We start from the raw sequence: 17647 nt of genomic DNA on the forward strand, positions 1-17647 counted from the left end.
GGCCGGGGTGAGGGGAGACCCCAAAGACAGTTTTTAAAGGTTCCTTCGCGAGCCACTACTTAGACAAGAGCTCGCAGGTGAACCCCGGCACGTACAGCCAATGTACGTGGTAGTATCCACGGCGAAGTAAGCATAAAAATGCTTAAGGGATCACGATGCAGAACAGCGCTTTGAAAGCCTGGTTGGACTCTTCTTACCTCTCTGGCTCGAACCAGAGCTGGATAGAACAGCTCTATGAAGACTTCTTAACCGATCCTGACTCGGTAGACGCTAACTGGCGTTCGACGTTCCAGCAGTTACCTGGCACCGGAGTCAAACCGGATCAACTCCATTCCACAACGCGTGAATATTTCCGTCGTCTGGCGAAGGATGCCTCACGTTACTCTTCTTCGATTTCCGACCCTGACACCAATGCGAAGCAGGTTAAAGTCCTGCAGCTCATTAACGCTTATCGCTTCCGTGGTCACCAACAGGCCAATCTCGACCCGTTAGGACTGTGGCAGCAAGATAAAGTGGCAGACTTAGATCCGTCTTTCCACGATCTGACCGAGGCCGATCTCCAGGAAACCTTTAACGTAGGCTCATTTGCTATCGGCAAAGAGACGATGAAGCTGGGCGATCTGCTTGAAGCCCTCAAGCAAACCTACTGTGGCTCCATCGGTGCGGAATATATGCACATCACCAGCACCGAAGAAAAACGCTGGATTCAGCAGCGCTTCGAAGCCGGGCATGCCACCTTTACGGCGGAAGAGAAAAAACGCTTCCTGAGCGAACTCACCGCGGCGGAAGGTCTGGAACGCTACCTGGGGGCGAAATTCCCGGGCGCGAAACGCTTCTCGCTGGAAGGCGGCGATGCGTTGATTCCGATGTTAAAAGAGATGATTCGTCACGCGGGTAACAACGGTACGCGTGAAGTGGTGCTGGGTATGGCGCACCGCGGTCGTCTGAACGTACTGATTAACGTGCTGGGTAAGAAATCTCAGGACCTGTTTGACGAGTTCTCCGGCAAACATAAAGAGCACCTCGGCACCGGTGACGTGAAGTACCACATGGGCTTCTCGTCTGACTTTGAAACCGACGGCGGCCTGGTACACCTGGCGCTGGCGTTCAACCCGTCGCACCTGGAAATTGTCAGCCCGGTGGTTATCGGTTCCGTGCGTGCGCGTCTGGACCGACTCGACAACCCGAGCAGCAACATGGTGCTGCCAATCACCATTCACGGTGATGCGGCGGTTGCAGGGCAGGGCGTGGTTCAGGAAACCCTGAACATGTCAAAAGCGCGTGGTTACGAAGTGGGCGGTACCGTTCGCATCGTGATTAACAACCAGGTCGGCTTTACCACCTCTAACCCGCTGGATGCGCGTTCCACACCGTACTGTACCGATATCGGTAAGATGGTGATGGCGCCGATTTTCCACGTGAATGCGGATGACCCGGAAGCGGTCGCGTTTGTGACCCGTCTGGCACTGGATTTCCGTAACACCTTTAAACGTGATGTCTTCATCGACCTGGTATGCTACCGCCGTCACGGCCATAACGAAGCCGACGAGCCGAGCGCAACCCAGCCGCTGATGTACCAGAAAATTAAGAAACACCCGACCCCGCGTAAGATCTATGCTGACAAACTTGAACAGCAGAAAGTCGCCACGCTGGAAGATGCCACTGAAATGGTCAACCTGTACCGTGACGCGCTGGACGCAGGCGAGTGCGTGGTGAAAGAGTGGCGTCAGATGAACCTGCACTCCTTTACCTGGTCGCCGTACCTCAACCACGAGTGGGATGAAAGCTATCCGAACAAGGTTGAGATGAAACGCCTGCAGGAACTGGCTAACCGTATCAGTACGGTGCCGGAAGCCGTCGAAATGCAGTCTCGTGTCGCAAAAATCTACGGCGATCGTCAGGCGATGGCTGCCGGTGAAAAACTGTTCGATTGGGGCGGCGCTGAAAACCTGGCTTACGCCACGCTGGTTGATGAAGGGGTTTCCGTCCGTCTGTCTGGTGAAGACTCCGGCCGCGGTACCTTCTTCCACCGCCATGCGGTTATCCATAATCAGGCAAACGGTTCGACTTACACCCCGCTGCAACACGTGCATAACGGGCAGGGCGAATTCAAAGTGTGGGACTCCGTGCTGTCTGAAGAAGCGGTGCTGGCGTTCGAATACGGTTATGCCACCGCAGAACCGCGCACGCTGACCATTTGGGAAGCCCAGTTCGGCGACTTCGCCAACGGCGCGCAGGTGGTTATCGACCAGTTCATCTCCTCCGGCGAACAGAAATGGGGCCGTATGTGTGGCCTGGTGATGCTGCTGCCGCACGGTTACGAAGGCCAGGGCCCGGAGCACTCCTCCGCCCGTCTGGAACGTTATCTGCAACTTTGCGCTGAGCAGAATATGCAGGTTTGCGTACCGACCACCCCGGCACAGGTTTACCACATGCTGCGTCGTCAGGCGCTGCGCGGAATGCGTCGTCCGCTGGTTGTGATGTCACCGAAATCTCTGCTGCGCCACCCGCTGGCGGTTTCCAGCCTGGATGAACTGGCAAACGGCACCTTTATGCCAGCGATTGGCGAAATCGACGAGCTGGATCCGAAAGCGGTGAAACGCGTCGTGCTTTGTTCTGGTAAGGTTTATTTCGACCTGCTTGAGCAGCGTCGTAAGAACGAGCAGAAAGATGTCGCCATCGTGCGTATTGAACAGCTCTATCCATTCCCGCATCAGGCGATGCAGGAAGTGCTTAAGCCGTTCGCCCACGTACATGATTTCGTCTGGTGTCAGGAAGAGCCGCTCAACCAGGGCGCCTGGTACTGTAGCCAGCACCATTTTCGTGAAGTCATTCCCTTTGGAGCGTCTCTGCGTTACGCAGGTCGCCCGGCCTCCGCTTCACCGGCGGTAGGATACATGTCCGTTCACCAGAAACAGCAACAAGATCTGGTCAATGACGCGCTGAACGTCGATTAATTAAAGGATACACAATGAGTAGCGTAGATATTCTGGTCCCTGACCTGCCTGAATCCGTAGCAGATGCCACTGTCGCAACCTGGCATAAAAAACCGGGCGACGCGGTTGTTCGCGATGAAGTGCTGGTAGAAATCGAAACTGACAAAGTGGTACTGGAAGTACCGGCGTCGGCAGATGGCATTCTGGATGCAGTTCTGGAAGATGAAGGCACAACCGTAACCTCTCGCCAGCTCCTGGGTCGCCTGCGTGAAGGCAATAGCGGTGGGAAAGAAACCAGCGCTAAGTCTGAAGTGAAAGAGTCTACCCCGGCGCAGCGCCAGCAGGCGTCTTTAGAAGAGCAGAACAACGATGCGCTCAGCCCGGCGATTCGCCGTCTGCTGGCTGAACATAATCTTGAAGCCGGCGCCATTAAAGGCACTGGTGTTGGTGGTCGTATCACCCGTGAAGATGTAGAAAAACATCTGGCGAAAGCGCCGGCGAAAGCCGACGCACCGGCCGCCGCCGCGCCGGTTGCACCGCTGGCTGGACGTAGCGAAAAACGCGTACCGATGACCCGTCTGCGTAAGCGTGTTGCAGAGCGTCTGCTGGAAGCGAAAAACTCCACCGCGATGCTGACCACGTTTAACGAAGTCAACATGAAGCCGATTATGGATCTGCGTAAGCAGTATGGCGAAGCGTTTGAGAAACGTCACGGCATCCGTCTGGGCTTCATGTCCTTCTACGTAAAAGCGGTTGTTGAAGCGCTGAAACGCTATCCGGAAGTGAACGCGTCTATTGATGGCGAAGATGTGGTTTATCACAACTACTTCGACGTGAGCATGGCGGTATCGACTCCGCGCGGCCTGGTGACCCCGGTTCTGCGTGATGTCGATTCACTGGGCATGGCTGACATCGAAAAACGCATTAAAGAGCTGGCGCTGAAAGGGCGTGATGGCAAATTGACAGTAGAAGATCTTACCGGCGGCAACTTTACCATTACAAATGGTGGTGTTTTCGGTTCTCTGATGTCTACCCCTATCATCAACCCGCCGCAGAGCGCTATCCTGGGCATGCACGCCATTAAAGATCGCCCGATGGCCGTGGATGGCAAGGTAGAAATTCTGCCGATGATGTACCTGGCTCTCTCTTACGACCACCGTCTGATCGATGGCCGTGAGTCGGTTGGTTTCCTGGTGGCAATTAAAGAGCTGCTGGAAGACCCGACTCGCCTGCTGCTGGACGTGTAGCCATTTTGTCCGGCGCGTGTCGCCGGACAGGAGCATCACCTGTAGGCCGGAGGGTGTGAATCCCTCCGGCGAAACAAAGAAAGTCAGGATGAATATAGCCTGGCGATGATTACCTGAAGGATGGATAGAACACATGAACTTACATGAATATCAGGCAAAACAACTTTTTGCCCGCTATGGCTTACCGGCTCCGGTGGGTTATGCCTGTACTACTCCGCGTGAAGCAGAAGAAGCCGCTTCTAAAATCGGTGCAGGTCCGTGGGTAGTAAAATGTCAGGTTCACGCTGGTGGCCGCGGCAAAGCGGGCGGTGTGAAAGTCGTGAAGAGCAAAGAAGAAATTCGCGCTTTTGCTGAGCACTGGCTGGGTAAACGTCTGGTGACCTACCAGACAGATGCGCACGGTCAGCCGGTTAACCAGATTCTGGTTGAAGCTGCGACGGATATTGATAAAGAACTCTATCTGGGTGCGGTTGTAGATCGTTCCTCTCGTCGCGTGGTCTTTATGGCCTCAACCGAAGGCGGCGTGGAAATCGAGAAAGTGGCGGAAGAAACCCCACACCTGATCCACAAAGTGGCACTGGATCCGCTGGCAGGCCCGATGCCGTATCAGGGTCGTGAACTGGCGTTCAAACTGGGTCTGGAAGGTAAGCAGGTTCAGCAGTTCACCAAAATTTTCATGGGTCTGGCGACTATCTTCCTTGAGCGCGACCTGGCGCTGATTGAAATCAACCCGCTGGTTATCACCAAACAGGGTGACCTGATCTGCCTCGATGGCAAACTGGGCGCGGACGGTAACGCGCTGTTCCGCCAGGCTGATCTGCGCGAAATGCGTGACCAGTCTCAGGAAGATCCGCGTGAAGCCCAGGCTGCACAGTGGGAACTGAACTACGTTGCGCTGGACGGTAACATTGGTTGCATGGTTAACGGCGCGGGCCTGGCAATGGGCACCATGGACATCGTTAAACTGCACGGCGGCGAACCGGCTAACTTCCTCGACGTTGGCGGCGGCGCAACCAAAGAGCGTGTGACTGAAGCATTCAAAATCATCCTTTCCGATGACAAAGTGAAAGCCGTGCTGGTTAACATCTTCGGCGGTATCGTCCGTTGCGACCTGATCGCTGACGGTATTATCGGTGCTGTAGAAGAAGTGGGCGTCAACGTGCCGGTTGTTGTACGTCTGGAAGGTAACAACGCTGAACTCGGCGCGAAGAAACTGGCTGATAGTGGCCTGAATATTATTGCAGCGAAAGGTCTGACGGATGCAGCAGTGCAAGTTGTTGCAGCAGTGGAGGGGAAATAATGTCCATTTTAATTGATAAAAACACCAAGGTTATCTGTCAGGGCTTCACCGGTAGCCAGGGGACTTTCCACTCCGAACAGGCGATCGCTTACGGTACGCAGATGGTTGGCGGCGTAACGCCAGGCAAAGGTGGCACCACGCATCTGGGTCTGCCAGTATTTAACGCCGTGCGCGAAGCCGTAGAAGCAACCGGCGCAACCGCCTCTGTTATTTACGTTCCGGCACCGTTCTGCAAAGATTCCATTCTGGAAGCCATCGATGCAGGCATTAAGCTTATCATCACCATCACCGAAGGTATCCCGACGCTGGATATGCTGACCGTGAAGGTGAAACTGGACGAAGCAGGCGTGCGCATGATTGGCCCGAACTGCCCAGGCGTTATCACCCCGGGCGCGTGCAAAATCGGCATCCAGCCAGGCCACATTCATAAGCCGGGCAAAGTGGGCATCGTTTCCCGCTCTGGTACCCTGACTTATGAAGCCGTTAAACAGACTACTGACTACGGCTTCGGCCAGTCCACCTGTGTGGGCATCGGCGGCGACCCGATCCCGGGTTCTAACTTCATCGATATCCTGAAAATGTTCCAGGAAGATCCGCAGACTGAAGCGATCGTCATGATCGGTGAGATCGGCGGTAGCGCGGAAGAAGAAGCGGCGGCGTACATTAAAGATCACGTCACCAAACCGGTTGTCGGCTATATCGCGGGCGTTACCGCGCCGAAAGGCAAACGTATGGGCCACGCTGGCGCCATCATTGCGGGCGGCAAAGGCACGGCAGACGAGAAGTTTGCTGCACTGGAAGCGGCTGGCGTTCGTACCGTTCGCAGCCTGGCCGATATCGGCGAAGCCCTGAAAGTAGTTCTGGGATAAAAATCCTCTCCGCTCCCCGGTAAGCTTCGAGAAATATGAAGCAGGGGAGCCTTATATGTTCGATTTCGACATGGTTGGCCATCTTATGATGGCCTTTTTTAATGGCGGCGTCTGGCTACCAACGTAAAGCGGTAGTCGTCGCTATTAAATACATTCCGGCTATATTCAAAGATTTGTCCATCTTGTAGAAAACCACGTGATATTTTTTCCAGAATCGGTTTTGTTGGGTCGATGTTCAGGATCCCGGCAATCTCATCTGTTGGCATAATCGGCACAATTTCTTGTTCGCTCCGATCGATGACCTGCTTTTTGATCTCTTCAATAAAATGGTACTTAGACCCTTCCATCACAGACCATGTCAGGTCTGGAAAGAGTGATAATGGCATCCATGTTTCTTCCATGGCGACCGGTTTATGTTTGATAAAGCGCACACGCTTCACATGCCAGATTTTATCATCTGTTTTGAGTTGCAATTGCGAAGCCAGTGATTCATCCGCACCAATGACTTCAAAAACATGCACTTCGCTGTGGGTCGTTACCTGACGGTCGGCCAGTTTCTCATCGAAGCCGGTGAGTTGATAAATATCATAATTTACCCGTTCCTCTTTCACGTAGCTTCCGCTGCCCTGAATACTTTCAATCACCTTTTGCTCGGTAAGCTGTTTAAGCGCCTGACGCACCGTTACCCGGCTCACGCCATATTCTGTCTGAAGCGCGGCTTCGGTGGGCAGGGCATCTCCCGCTTTTAACTCGCCGTGCTCAATTCGCAGGCGTATGGCATCGGCAATCTGCCTGTAGAGGGGTTTTTTACTCATGATCATTCAGCCCAAGGATGTATCAGAAAAATAATACGATTCTGGCTCATTATGCGCGGTTAGCGGGAATAGTAAACAATACAAATTAAATACAAATTTTGCGTGTAAAGTGAAATTGATCACGTAAAGGTATTAAATTCCTGGGCAAAATGCATGTTTTCTGCGCAACGAGGCGCAGATTTCATAGCAGAGGATGGAACGTGATGAATCTGATGGCGTTGACACACCCCAGTGCAATTTGCCTGAACGCCCGGTTTAACAGCCGGGATGAGGCCATTTGCGAACTGGCGAAGCGGCTGGCTGAGCTGGGTAAAATTGATGATCTCCAAACGTATTTACAGGAAGTCTTTCATCGAGAGAGCATCGGGCCGACCGCGCTGGGTGAAGGTCTGGCGGTGCCACATGGTAAAAGCGCTGCGGTAAAAGAAGCGGCCTTCGCCGTAGCGACCTTAATCGAGCCATTGCAGTGGGAAGGCGTAGACGGCCCGGAGAGCGTTGAGCTTATTTTTCTACTGGCGATTCCGCCATCAGAGGCGGGCTCGACGCATATTGAGATCCTCACCCAGCTTACCAGTGCGTTGGTTGATGATGATGTGCGGGCGGCGGTGATGAATGCGACGACGCCGCAGGCGTTATTGTCAGCACTTTCCCTGACCACGCCTGAGAAGACGTCATCCCTGTCAGACGACACGCCTTTGATTGTCTGCGTGACAGCCTGCCCGGCGGGCATTGCGCACACCTATATGGCGGCGGAGTATCTGGAAAAGGCCGGGCATAAACTGGGTGTGCGCGTGGTGGTTGAAAAGCAGGGGGCGAACGGGATTGAAGGGCGACTGACGCCCGAGCAACTGTCAACGGCGCAGGCGGCGATTTTTGCGGCTGAAGTTGCGATTAAAGATGTTGAGCGATTTCGCGCTATTCCCTCGTTAAGCGTACCGGTTGCCGAGCCGATTAAGCATGCGGAAAAGCTGATAAATCAGGCGCTGGCGTTAGAACCGGTCGACGAAAAACGAGCGACGGTCGTTCAGGAGACGACCCGGCACGATGTTAAAACGGAATTAAAACAGGCTCTGCTCAGTGGCATCTCTTTTGCCGTACCGTTGATTGTGGCCGGTGGCACCGTTCTGGCCGTGGCGGTGTTGCTCGCACAAATGTTTGATTTACAGCATCTCTTCGAGCAGGAGAACTCGTGGTTATGGCTCTACCGCAAACTCGGGGGCGGCCTGCTCGGCATTCTGATGGTACCCGTTTTGGCTGCCTATACCGCCTATTCCCTCGCCGATAAACCCGCGCTGGCGCCCGGTTTTGCCGCAGGTCTTGCTGCCAACATGATTGGTTCAGGGTTTTTAGGGGCGATTGCCGGAGGGTTGATCGCAGGTTATCTGATGCGTTGGGTGAAAAATCATATTCGCCTGAGCAGTCGTTTTAACGGCTTTCTGACGTTCTATCTCTACCCGGTCATCGGCACGCTGGCTGCGGGTAGCCTGATGCTATTTGTTATCGGTGAGCCTGTTGCCTGGATCAACAGCAGCCTTACAGCCTGGTTGAATGGTCTCTCTGGCAGTAATGCGTTGGTACTGGGTGCCATCCTTGGTTTTATGTGTTCATTTGACCTCGGGGGGCCGGTAAATAAAGCCGCTTATGCCTTCTGTCTCGGGGCGATGGCAAATGGTGTGTATGGCCCGTACGCCATCTTCGCATCGGTCAAAATGGTCTCCGCCTTTACCGTTACCGCATCCACGATGATCGCGCCACGGCAGTTCAAATCGTTTGAGATCGAAACGGGAAAATCGACATGGCTTTTGGGCCTGGCGGGTATCACCGAAGGGGCGATCCCCATGGCGATTGAAGATCCGCTGCGGGTGATCGGCTCATTTGTGATCGGTTCAATGGCGACGGGCGCGATCGTCGGCGCGATGAACATTGGCCTGCAAACGCCTGGCGCAGGCATCTTTTCTCTCTTTTTATTGCAGGATGGCGGACTGGGTCGCGTCCTGGCGGCAGGCGGCTGGTTTGGCGCGGCGCTGGTAGGAACAGCCATTTCAACCTGCATTCTGGTGCTGTGGCGACGTCAGGCAATTCAGGCCGGCGCCTACAGTACACAATCCATTGATTAATAATTAATTCATTCAGGAAACGAAGATGAAAGCTGTATCTCGCGTTCACATTACGCCGCACATGCATTGGGACAGAGAGTGGTACTTCACCACCGAAGAGTCGCGGATTTTACTGGTTAACAATATGGCGGAAATTCTTGACCGCCTGGAACAGGATGACGCATACAAATATTACGTGCTGGACGGGCAGACAGCGATTCTCGAAGATTACTTCGCTGTGGTGCCGGAAAACCGCGAGCGTGTCAAAGCGCTGGTTCAGGCGGGCAAACTGATTATTGGCCCCTGGTACACGCAGACCGACACAACCGTTGTCGCCGGGGAGTCCATCGTCCGTAACCTGATGTACGGGATGCGCGACTGCATGGCGTTTGGCGAGCCGATGAAAATTGGTTATCTGCCTGATTCGTTTGGTATGTCCGGTCAACTGCCGCATATCTATAACGGTTTTGGAATTACGCGTGCCATGTTCTGGCGAGGCTGCTCTGAGCGTCACGGCACCGATAAAACCGAGTTTCTCTGGCAAAGTCAGGATGGCAGCGAAGTGGTGGCACAGGTGCTGCCGCTGGGTTACGCCATTGGTAAGTACTTACCTGATGATGAGGCTGGGCTGCGTAAGCGTCTGGATAGCTACTTTTCGGTGCTGGAAAACGCCTCAATCACCAAAGAGATTCTGCTGCCTAACGGCCACGACCAGATGCCACTACAGCAAAATATCTTTGCGGTGATGGACAAACTGCGGGAAATCTACCCGCAACGTGAATTTGTGATGAGCCGTTTTGAAAAGGTTTTTGAACGTATCGAAGCGCAACGCGAGAAGCTGGCGACGCTGAAAGGTGAGTTCAACGACGGTAAATATATGCGCGTGCATCGCACCATTGGCTCGACGCGCATGGATATCAAAATTGCGCATGCGCGCATTGAAAACAAAATCGTCAATGTCCTCGAACCCCTTGCCACGATTGCCTGGTCGCTGGGCTTTGACTATCACCATGGCCTGCTGGAGAAAATGTGGAAAGCGATCCTCAAAAATCACGCCCACGACAGTATTGGTTGCTGCTGTAGCGATAAAGTCCATCAGGAGATAGCCGCGCGTTTTTGGCTGGCGGAAGATATGGCGGATAACCTGATTCGTTTTTATCTGCGAAAAATTGTCGACAACATGCCCGCCTGCGAACACGACCGGCTGGGGTTGTTCAACCTGATGCCATGGCCGCGCGACGAAGTTTTCGACACCACGATTCGTCTGCGCGCAAGCAGGTTCCGGCTGGTGGATGAGCAGGGTGAGGCGGTGCCGTACTTTATTCGCGCCAGCCGCGAAATCGACCCTGGCTTGATTGACAGGCAGATTGTCCACTACGGGAATTATGAGCCGTTTATGGAGTATGACATCCAACTGCGGCGGGTGCTCCCGGCGATGGGGTACGTTTCGCTGCGGGTGATTGCAGGCGAGACGGGTGAGGTGAAAAACGTCTCTAGTGCGGCGAGTCCGATGCTGGAAAATGCGGCATGGCGTATCTCGCTCAATGCCGACGGTACGCTCAGAATGGAAGATAAAGAGAGCGGGCTGGTCTACGACCGGGCGCTGGAGTTCGAAGAGAGCGGTGATGATGGCGATGAATATGACTATTCTCCGCCGAGAGAAGATTGGATATTAACGTCTGCTGCGTATCCACATGAGGTAAAGATCGTGCAGGAAGGCTGGCGCAGCAAAATGATTCTACGCAGTACGCTGGCCGTTCCACTCAATCTGGCCGAACGTACCGCCCGCAAGCGTAGCGGGCATGTTGAAATTGAAACCTCCATTACGCTGAGCGACAACAGTAAGCGTATTGATTTTGACGTGCAGGTCGTTAATCAGGCCGACGATCATCGTTTACGCGTTCGCCTGCCTGTGCCGTATCGCGCGCAAACGGTGCTCACCGACACCCAGTTTGGTTCGATGATGCGCCCGGTCAAAGATGAAGCCATGCATGAGTGGGAACAGGAAGGCTGGAAAGAAGCCCCGGTACCGGTCTGGAATTTCCTTAATTACGCGGCGTTACAGCACGGGGTTAACGGTATCGCACTGTTCAGTGAAGGGCTGCGGGAGGTGGAAATTATCGGCGAAGAGAACAGCGCTTTCGCGTTAACGCTAATGCGTGGCGTAGGGCTGCTGGGTAAAGAGGATCTGCTTTTGCGTCCTGGCCGACCATCGGGCATAAAAATGGCAGTGCCAGATTCGCAATTGCGCGGCACGTTGCAATGCCGCTTCAGCCTGTGGCCATATAGCGGGACACCGCTGAATGCGGGGGTGGCGCAGCAGGCGCGTAGCTGGCTTACGCCCGTGCAGTGCTATAACAAAATACCGTGGGATGCGATGAAACTTAATCGCGCGGCCATGACTGTGCCGGAGCACTATAGCCTTCTCACGCTCTCGTCCGTAGGCTGTGCACTCAGCGCGTTGAAGAAAGCGGAAGACAGGCCAGAACTGATTATTCGGCTCTATAATCCGTCAGCGACAGAGTCCACCGATGCGCAGGTTGCCTTCAATCACCATCAGGTGGCGAGCGTTGAAACGGGGATGGATGAACAGGCGCTGGCAGGCGCAAACCGGGGAGATGTTAGTCAGGCAAGCGTGCGGTTTCTTCCTTGCCAGTCGCGTACCTTTAGCGTGTCGCTTATAAAATAAGTTTGAAGAGAGGCAAACATCGGCCTGACCGAATTTGCCTCTTTTTTGAATAATAAAGTTGTGGTGTTAATTTAGTCTGTATTTCAAGTGAATAAAATGTGATTATTCAAAAAAGGTTCAGGTTTCCTGGCAAAATACTGTGAGTCGGCTAACATTAACTATTCTGTATCACTTCATTTTTTAAAACTATTCCGCCGTTAAAAACTCTCGCCTCTTTTTTCGCATTACCCCACGATGAAAATTTCCCGAGATATTTTTTAAACATATCTGTAACATTCGTTTCACTGATCACATCTAATAAAAACATAATTAACAAATATAAATAAAATTGATTTATATCAATGCGTAAAAACTGGATATGCACCATAAAAGTGGTTAAATTGTCCTGGATCAAAGTGGCTGCAACCCGCCTGATTAGCTATAAATTGATCACCGTCGAAAATCGTAAATCTAATACAATAAAAACCTGTTTATTGTAAGGATATTACAGAGTAATATATTTTAGGGATCAATTGAGTTGTTTTTTAACGTATTTGTAACCTTTGCTCACGACTGATATCGGCTAACGCGAACGGTCAGCAGTGGGGGAGGGCGCAAATAAATTTGTATTGGGGCATGTGTATGAACCCTGTCCGCAGGTTCATTCTCGGAGTCTTCATGCGATGAGCAAGGAGTCATGATGTTAGATATAGTCGAACTGTCGCGCTTACAGTTTGCCTTGACCGCGATGTACCACTTCCTTTTTGTGCCACTGACGCTCGGTATGGCGTTCCTGCTGGCCATCATGGAAACGGTCTACGTCCTTTCCGGCAAACAGATTTATAAAGATATGACCAAGTTCTGGGGCAAGTTGTTTGGTATCAACTTCGCACTGGGCGTGGCCACCGGCCTGACCATGGAGTTCCAGTTCGGGACTAACTGGTCTTACTACTCCCACTACGTGGGCGATATCTTCGGTGCACCGCTGGCCATTGAAGGTCTGATGGCCTTCTTCCTCGAATCCACCTTTGTAGGTCTGTTCTTCTTCGGTTGGGATCGCCTGGGTAAAGTGCAACACATGGCGGTAACCTGGCTGGTGGCGTTGGGTTCAAACCTGTCCGCGCTGTGGATCCTGGTGGCAAACGGTTGGATGCAAAACCCAATCGCGTCGGACTTCAACTTTGAAACCATGCGTATGGAGATGGTGAGCTTCTCCGAGCTGGTACTGAACCCGGTAGCCCAGGTGAAATTCGTTCACACCGTGGCATCAGGTTACGTCACCGGCGCGATGTTCGTGCTCGCAATCAGTTCCTGGTACATGCTCAAAGGTCGTGACTTCGCGTTTGCTAAGCGCTCTTTTGCTATCGCAGCAAGCTTTGGTATGGCGGCAATTCTTTCCGTTATCGTTCTGGGTGATGAATCCGGCTACGAAATGGGCGACGTGCAGAAAACCAAACTGGCGGCCATCGAAGCAGAATGGGAAACCCAGCCTGCGCCGGCGTCGTTCACGCTGTTTGGGATTCCTGACCAGGATAAGCAGGAAAACCATCTTTCGATTCAAATTCCTTACGCGCTGGGCATCATCGCGACCCGTTCTGTTGATAAACAGGTTACCGGTCTTAAAGAACTGATGGTGCAGCACGAAGAGCGTATCCGTAACGGGATGAAAGCCTACTCGCTGCTCGAACAGCTGCGTTCCGGCGCAACCGATCCGGCTGTGCGTGAACAGTTTAACGATGTGAAGAAAGATCTGGGCTATGGCCTGCTGCTGAAACGCTATACGCCGAACGTGGCGGATGCGACAGAAGAGCAGATCGCCAAAGCGACCAAAGACTCTATCCCACGTGTCGCGCCTCTGTACTTTGCCTTCCGTATCATGGTGGCGTGCGGTGTGCTGATGCTGCTGATTATCGGTGCCTCCTTCTGGACCGTGATTCGTAACCGCATCGGTGAGAAAAAATGGCTGCTGCGTGCGGCGTTCTACGGTTTACCGCTGCCATGGATTGCTGTTGAAGCGGGCTGGTTTGTCGCCGAGTATGGCCGTCAACCGTGGGCAATTGGTGAAGTATTGCCAACCGCTGTGGCGAACTCTTCGCTGACAGCAGGCGATCTTATCTTCTCAATGGTGCTGATTTGCGGTCTTTACACGCTGTTCCTCGTGGCCGAACTGTTCCTGATGTTCAAGTTCGCACGCAAAGGGCCAAGCAGCCTGAAAACCGGTCGCTATCACTTTGAGCAGTCCACCGCGACTACTCAGCCGGCACGCTAAGACAGGAGTCGTCAAATGATCGATTATGAAGTATTGCGTTTTATCTGGTGGCTGCTAATCGGCATCTTGCTGATTGGTTTCGCAGTCGCTGACGGCTTCGACATGGGGGTGGGCATGCTCACCCGTTTCCTCGGTCGTAATGACACCGAGCGTCGAATCATGATCAACTCCATCGCGCCACACTGGGACGGAAACCAGGTATGGCTCATCACTGCCGGCGGCGCGCTGTTTGCTGCCTGGCCGATGGTGTACGCTGCGGCGTTCTCCGGCTTCTATGTCGCGATGATTCTGGTGCTGGCGTCTTTATTCTTCCGTCCGGTGGGCTTTGACTACCGTTCGAAAATTGAAGACACCCGCTGGCGCAACATGTGGGACTGGGGCATCTTCGTGGGGAGCTTCGTTCCACCGCTGGTGATTGGCGTGGCCTTCGGTAATCTGCTGCAGGGCGTACCGTTCCACATTGATGAGTATCTGCGTCTTTACTACACCGGTAACTTCTTCCAGTTGCTGAACCCGTTTGGCCTGCTGGCAGGTGTGGTGAGCGTGGGGATGATCCTGACGCAGGGCGCAACCTACCTGCAAATGCGTACGGTTGGCGAACTGCATCTGCGTACCCGCACCACCTCTCAGGTGGCGGCACTGGTCACACTGGTGTGCTTCGCGTTGGCAGGCGTTTGGGTCTACTACGGCATCGATGGCTACGTGGTGAAATCGGTTATGGATCACACTGCCGCCTCCAACCCGCTGACTAAAGAAGTTGCACATGAAGCGGGCGCATGGATGACCAACTTCAACAACATGCCGGCGCTGTGGGCGATTCCGGTTCTGGGTGTGGTGCTTCCGCTGCTGACTATCCTGATGACGCGTCTGGATAAAGGGGCATGGGCGTTCCTGTTCTCCTCACTGACGCTGGCGTGCATCATCCTGACCGCCGGTATTGCCATGTTCCCGTTCATCATGCCGTCCAGCACGATGTTTAACGCGAGCCTGACCATGTGGGATGCAACGTCCAGCCAGCTGACGCTGAGCGTGATGACCTATGTCGCTGCGGTGTTCGTTCCAATCATTCTGCTGTACACCACCTGGTGCTACTGGAAAATGTTTGGTCGTATCACCAAAGAAGACATTGAACGCAACACCCACTCTCTGTACTAAGTAAGGAGCTTAAAATGTGGTATTTCGCATGGATTTTAGGAACGCTTCTTGCCTGTGCCTTTGGGATAATCACTGCGCTGGCGCTGGAACACGTCGAAGCGACCAAAGCAGGTGAAGAAAAATAGTGATGAAAATTATCGCAACGCTGTACGCGATAATGGATAAGCGCCCCCTGAGGGCGCTTTCCCTTGTTATGGCCCTGCTGCTGGCAGGTTGCATCTTCTGGGACCCGACGCGTTTCGCGGCGAAGACCAGCGAGCTTGAAATCTGGCACGGTTTTCTGCTGATGTGGGCCGTTTGTGCAGGCGTCATTCATGGCGTGGGTTTTCGTCCTCGCGCACTCCACTGGCAAGGGATTTTCTGCCCGCTTATCGCCGATTTAGTCCTTCTTGCAGGTCTGATTTTTTTCTTCCTGTAACCAGGAAACATCCGCAAATATTTATGGGCTTGCAATAGCCCATAAAAATTTACTCTCCGTTTACCTCACCCCATTCCAAACCACGATTACCGCGCGTATAGTAGCGAAGTTCAAAAGCTCAAAATTTTTTGCATTACCGGGATGTAAAGTGAATACAACGCTATATACAACGTCATTCGTGCTGCATCATGGCGGCAAATTCGCGAATCCCCGGGAGCTTACGTCTGTAAGTGAGCGGGGTGAGGGATGCAGCCAACGAAGAGGCAGTACGAATGAATAAGTATATATTTCGATGGCCGGTTCGGGTCTATTATGAAGACACCGACGCCGGTGGTGTGGTTTACCACGCCAGCTATGTCGCTTTCTATGAGAGAGCACGCACAGAGATGCTGCGTCATCATCATTTCAGCCAGCAAGTGTTGCTGGAAGAGCGCGTCGCGTTTGTGGTGCGTAAAATGACGCTGGAGTATTTTGCGCCGGCAAGGCTCGACGATATGCTCGAAGTCCAGACGGAAATTACATCAATGCGCGGCACGTCACTCGTGTTCACGCAGCGGATTGTCAACGCTGAGAATAAAGTGCTGAACGAAGCTGAAGTACTGATTGTCTGTGTTGATCCACTCATCATGAAGCCTCGTGCGCTTCCCAAGTCTATTGTCGCGGAGTTTAAGCAGTGACTGACATGAATATCCTTGATTTGTTCCTGAAGGCGAGCCTTCTGGTTAAACTTATCATGTTGATTTTGATTGGTTTTTCAATCGCATCCTGGGCCATCATCATCCAGCGGACCCGTATTCTTAACGCGGCGGCGCGTGAAGCTGAAACGTTTGAGGATAAATTCTGGTCCGGAATCGAACTCTCTCGCCTCTATCAGGAGAGCCAGGGACGCCGCGATAGTCTGGCCGGTTCAGAACAAATCTTCTACAGCGGGTTCAAAGAGTTTGCCCGTCTGCACCGTGCAAACAGTCATGCGCCGGAAGCCGTGGTTGAAGGCGCGTCGCGTGCGATGCGTATCTCCATGAACCGTGAACTGGAAACGCTGGAAACGCATATTCCGTTCCTTGGCACCGTCGGCTCCATCAGCCCGTACATCGGTCTGTTCGGTACCGTTTGGGGGATCATGCACGCCTTTATCGCGCTGGGCGCGGTGAAACAGGCAACGCTGCAAATGGTTGCGCCGGGTATCGCAGAAGCGTTGATCGCCACGGCGATTGGCCTGTTTGCCGCAATCCCTGCGGTTATGGCTTACAACCGTCTGAACCAGCGCGTTAACAAACTGGAGCTGAACTACGACAACTTTATGGAAGAGTTCACCGCCATTCTGCACCGTCAGGCGTTTACCGTTAGCGAGAGCAACAAGGGGTAAGCCATGGCCAGAGCACGTGGACGCGGACGTCGCGAACTGAAGTCCGAAATTAACATCGTTCCGCTGCTGGATGTGTTGTTAGTGCTGTTGCTGATCTTTATGGCGACAGCGCCGATCATCACGCAGAGCGTGGAGGTTGATCTGCCGGATGCAACCGAATCGCAGGCCGTTAGCAGCAACGATGATCCACCGGTGATCATCGAAGTTTCGGGAGTGGGGCAGTACAGCGTAGTGGTTGAAAAGGATCGCTCCGATCAACTGCCGCCAGAGCAGGTTATCGCGGAAGCGAAAAGCCGCCTGCAGGCCAATCCGAAAACGGTCTTCTTAATTGGGGGCGCGAAAGACGTGCCTTACGATGAAATAATTAAAGCGCTAAACCTGTTACACAGCGCAGGTGTGAAATCTGTTGGATTAATGACCCAACCGATCTAACTCTCTGCGTGTGGTTTGTAAGCGTTGCATGCACATCGGCAACGCTTACAGGCTAACGGGCGAGCAGTTTTTGGGA

14 protein-coding genes are annotated in these 17647 nt (G+C 53.3%); 13 read left to right on the forward strand and 1 reads right to left on the reverse strand.

What is annotated here, in order from left to right:
- The first annotated feature begins 155 nt into the window (after nucleotides 1–155).
- From sucA to sucD, 4 genes are all read left to right on the forward strand, one after another.
- A complete protein-coding gene (gene sucA / locus DBY68_RS06320; protein WP_108473878.1) occupies nucleotides 156–2957 on the forward strand; it encodes a 2-oxoglutarate dehydrogenase E1 component in 2802 nt (933 codons plus the stop codon).
- A 14-nt stretch (nucleotides 2958–2971) separates the two neighbouring features.
- Nucleotides 2972–4183 (forward strand): 2-oxoglutarate dehydrogenase complex dihydrolipoyllysine-residue succinyltransferase, encoded by a 1212-nt coding sequence (odhB, locus tag DBY68_RS06325; protein ID WP_108473877.1) that lies wholly within the window; start codon nucleotides 2972–2974, stop codon nucleotides 4181–4183.
- 133 nt (nucleotides 4184–4316) lie between these two features.
- Nucleotides 4317–5483, forward strand: coding sequence for an ADP-forming succinate--CoA ligase subunit beta (gene sucC, locus DBY68_RS06330; RefSeq protein WP_108473876.1), 1167 nt, complete (start codon nucleotides 4317–4319; stop codon nucleotides 5481–5483).
- Nucleotides 5483–6352 (forward strand): succinate--CoA ligase subunit alpha, encoded by an 870-nt coding sequence (sucD, locus tag DBY68_RS06335; RefSeq protein WP_108473875.1) that lies wholly within the window; start codon nucleotides 5483–5485, stop codon nucleotides 6350–6352. The genes sucC and sucD overlap by 1 nt, the downstream gene beginning before the upstream one ends.
- Before the next feature lie 98 nt (nucleotides 6353–6450).
- On the opposite strand, the gene DBY68_RS06340 is transcribed toward sucD, so the two are convergent.
- The gene (locus DBY68_RS06340; RefSeq protein WP_108474099.1) at nucleotides 6451–7167 is read right to left on the reverse strand and encodes a GntR family transcriptional regulator; all 717 of its coding nucleotides are present in this window, start codon (nucleotides 7165–7167) and stop codon (nucleotides 6451–6453) included.
- A 203-nt stretch (nucleotides 7168–7370) separates the two neighbouring features.
- On the opposite strand from DBY68_RS06340, the gene mngA reads away from it, so the two are divergent.
- From mngA to tolR, 9 genes are all read left to right on the forward strand, one after another.
- On the forward strand, nucleotides 7371–9284 hold the full coding sequence (mngA, locus tag DBY68_RS06345) for a PTS 2-O-a-mannosyl-D-glycerate transporter subunit IIABC (protein WP_199538653.1): 1914 nt from the start codon (nucleotides 7371–7373) through the stop codon (nucleotides 9282–9284).
- Nucleotides 9285–9309: 25 nt separating this feature from the next.
- Nucleotides 9310–11952: a mannosylglycerate hydrolase gene (gene mngB / locus DBY68_RS06350; protein ID WP_108473873.1), complete on the forward strand. Its 2643-nt coding sequence runs from the start codon at nucleotides 9310–9312 to the stop codon at nucleotides 11950–11952.
- A 679-nt stretch (nucleotides 11953–12631) separates the two neighbouring features.
- Nucleotides 12632–14200 carry a cytochrome ubiquinol oxidase subunit I gene (gene cydA, locus DBY68_RS06360; protein ID WP_108473871.1) on the forward strand — a complete coding sequence of 523 codons (1569 nt, stop codon included), beginning with the start codon at nucleotides 12632–12634 and terminating at the stop codon, nucleotides 14198–14200.
- 15 nt (nucleotides 14201–14215) lie between these two features.
- Nucleotides 14216–15355: a cytochrome d ubiquinol oxidase subunit II gene (cydB, locus tag DBY68_RS06365; RefSeq protein WP_015965305.1), complete on the forward strand. Its 1140-nt coding sequence runs from the start codon at nucleotides 14216–14218 to the stop codon at nucleotides 15353–15355.
- Nucleotides 15356–15369: 14 nt separating this feature from the next.
- On the forward strand, nucleotides 15370–15480 hold the full coding sequence (cydX, locus tag DBY68_RS06370; protein ID WP_015965304.1) for a cytochrome bd-I oxidase subunit CydX: 111 nt from the start codon (nucleotides 15370–15372) through the stop codon (nucleotides 15478–15480).
- A 2-nt stretch (nucleotides 15481–15482) separates the two neighbouring features.
- Nucleotides 15483–15773, forward strand: a complete 291-nt coding sequence (gene ybgE / locus DBY68_RS06375; RefSeq protein WP_108473870.1) for a cyd operon protein YbgE — start codon at nucleotides 15483–15485, stop codon at nucleotides 15771–15773.
- Between the two features lie 272 nt (nucleotides 15774–16045).
- A complete protein-coding gene (ybgC, locus tag DBY68_RS06380; RefSeq protein WP_015965302.1) occupies nucleotides 16046–16450 on the forward strand; it encodes a tol-pal system-associated acyl-CoA thioesterase in 405 nt (134 codons plus the stop codon).
- Nucleotides 16447–17139, forward strand: coding sequence for a Tol-Pal system protein TolQ (gene tolQ, locus DBY68_RS06385; RefSeq protein ID WP_015965301.1), 693 nt, complete (start codon nucleotides 16447–16449; stop codon nucleotides 17137–17139). Before ybgC ends, tolQ begins: the two co-directional genes overlap by 4 nt.
- Nucleotides 17140–17142: 3 nt before the next feature.
- Nucleotides 17143–17571, forward strand: a complete 429-nt coding sequence (gene tolR / locus DBY68_RS06390; protein ID WP_015965300.1) for a colicin uptake protein TolR — start codon at nucleotides 17143–17145, stop codon at nucleotides 17569–17571.
- The last annotated feature ends 76 nt before the right edge of the window (nucleotides 17572–17647 follow it).

The organism is Pseudocitrobacter sp. RIT415 (assembly GCF_003057695.2).
GTDB lineage: Bacteria > Pseudomonadota > Gammaproteobacteria > Enterobacterales > Enterobacteriaceae > Pseudocitrobacter > Pseudocitrobacter faecalis.

Coding starts and splice junctions, on each gene's coding strand:
- cydB (WP_015965305.1), top strand. CDS start 14,216: ATGATCGATTATGAAGTATTGCGTTTTATCTGGTGGCTGCTAATCGGC.
- sucC (WP_108473876.1), top strand. CDS start 4,317: ATGAACTTACATGAATATCAGGCAAAACAACTTTTTGCCCGCTATGGC.
- sucD (WP_108473875.1), top strand. CDS start 5,483: ATGTCCATTTTAATTGATAAAAACACCAAGGTTATCTGTCAGGGCTTC.
- ybgE (WP_108473870.1), top strand. CDS start 15,483: ATGAAAATTATCGCAACGCTGTACGCGATAATGGATAAGCGCCCCCTG.
- mngA (WP_199538653.1), top strand. CDS start 7,371: ATGAATCTGATGGCGTTGACACACCCCAGTGCAATTTGCCTGAACGCC.
- ybgC (WP_015965302.1), top strand. CDS start 16,046: ATGAATAAGTATATATTTCGATGGCCGGTTCGGGTCTATTATGAAGAC.
- tolR (WP_015965300.1), top strand. CDS start 17,143: ATGGCCAGAGCACGTGGACGCGGACGTCGCGAACTGAAGTCCGAAATT.
- cydX (WP_015965304.1), top strand. CDS start 15,370: ATGTGGTATTTCGCATGGATTTTAGGAACGCTTCTTGCCTGTGCCTTT.
- DBY68_RS06340 (WP_108474099.1), bottom strand. CDS start 7,167: ATGAGTAAAAAACCCCTCTACAGGCAGATTGCCGATGCCATACGCCTG.
- mngB (WP_108473873.1), top strand. CDS start 9,310: ATGAAAGCTGTATCTCGCGTTCACATTACGCCGCACATGCATTGGGAC.
- sucA (WP_108473878.1), top strand. CDS start 156: ATGCAGAACAGCGCTTTGAAAGCCTGGTTGGACTCTTCTTACCTCTCT.
- odhB (WP_108473877.1), top strand. CDS start 2,972: ATGAGTAGCGTAGATATTCTGGTCCCTGACCTGCCTGAATCCGTAGCA.
- cydA (WP_108473871.1), top strand. CDS start 12,632: ATGTTAGATATAGTCGAACTGTCGCGCTTACAGTTTGCCTTGACCGCG.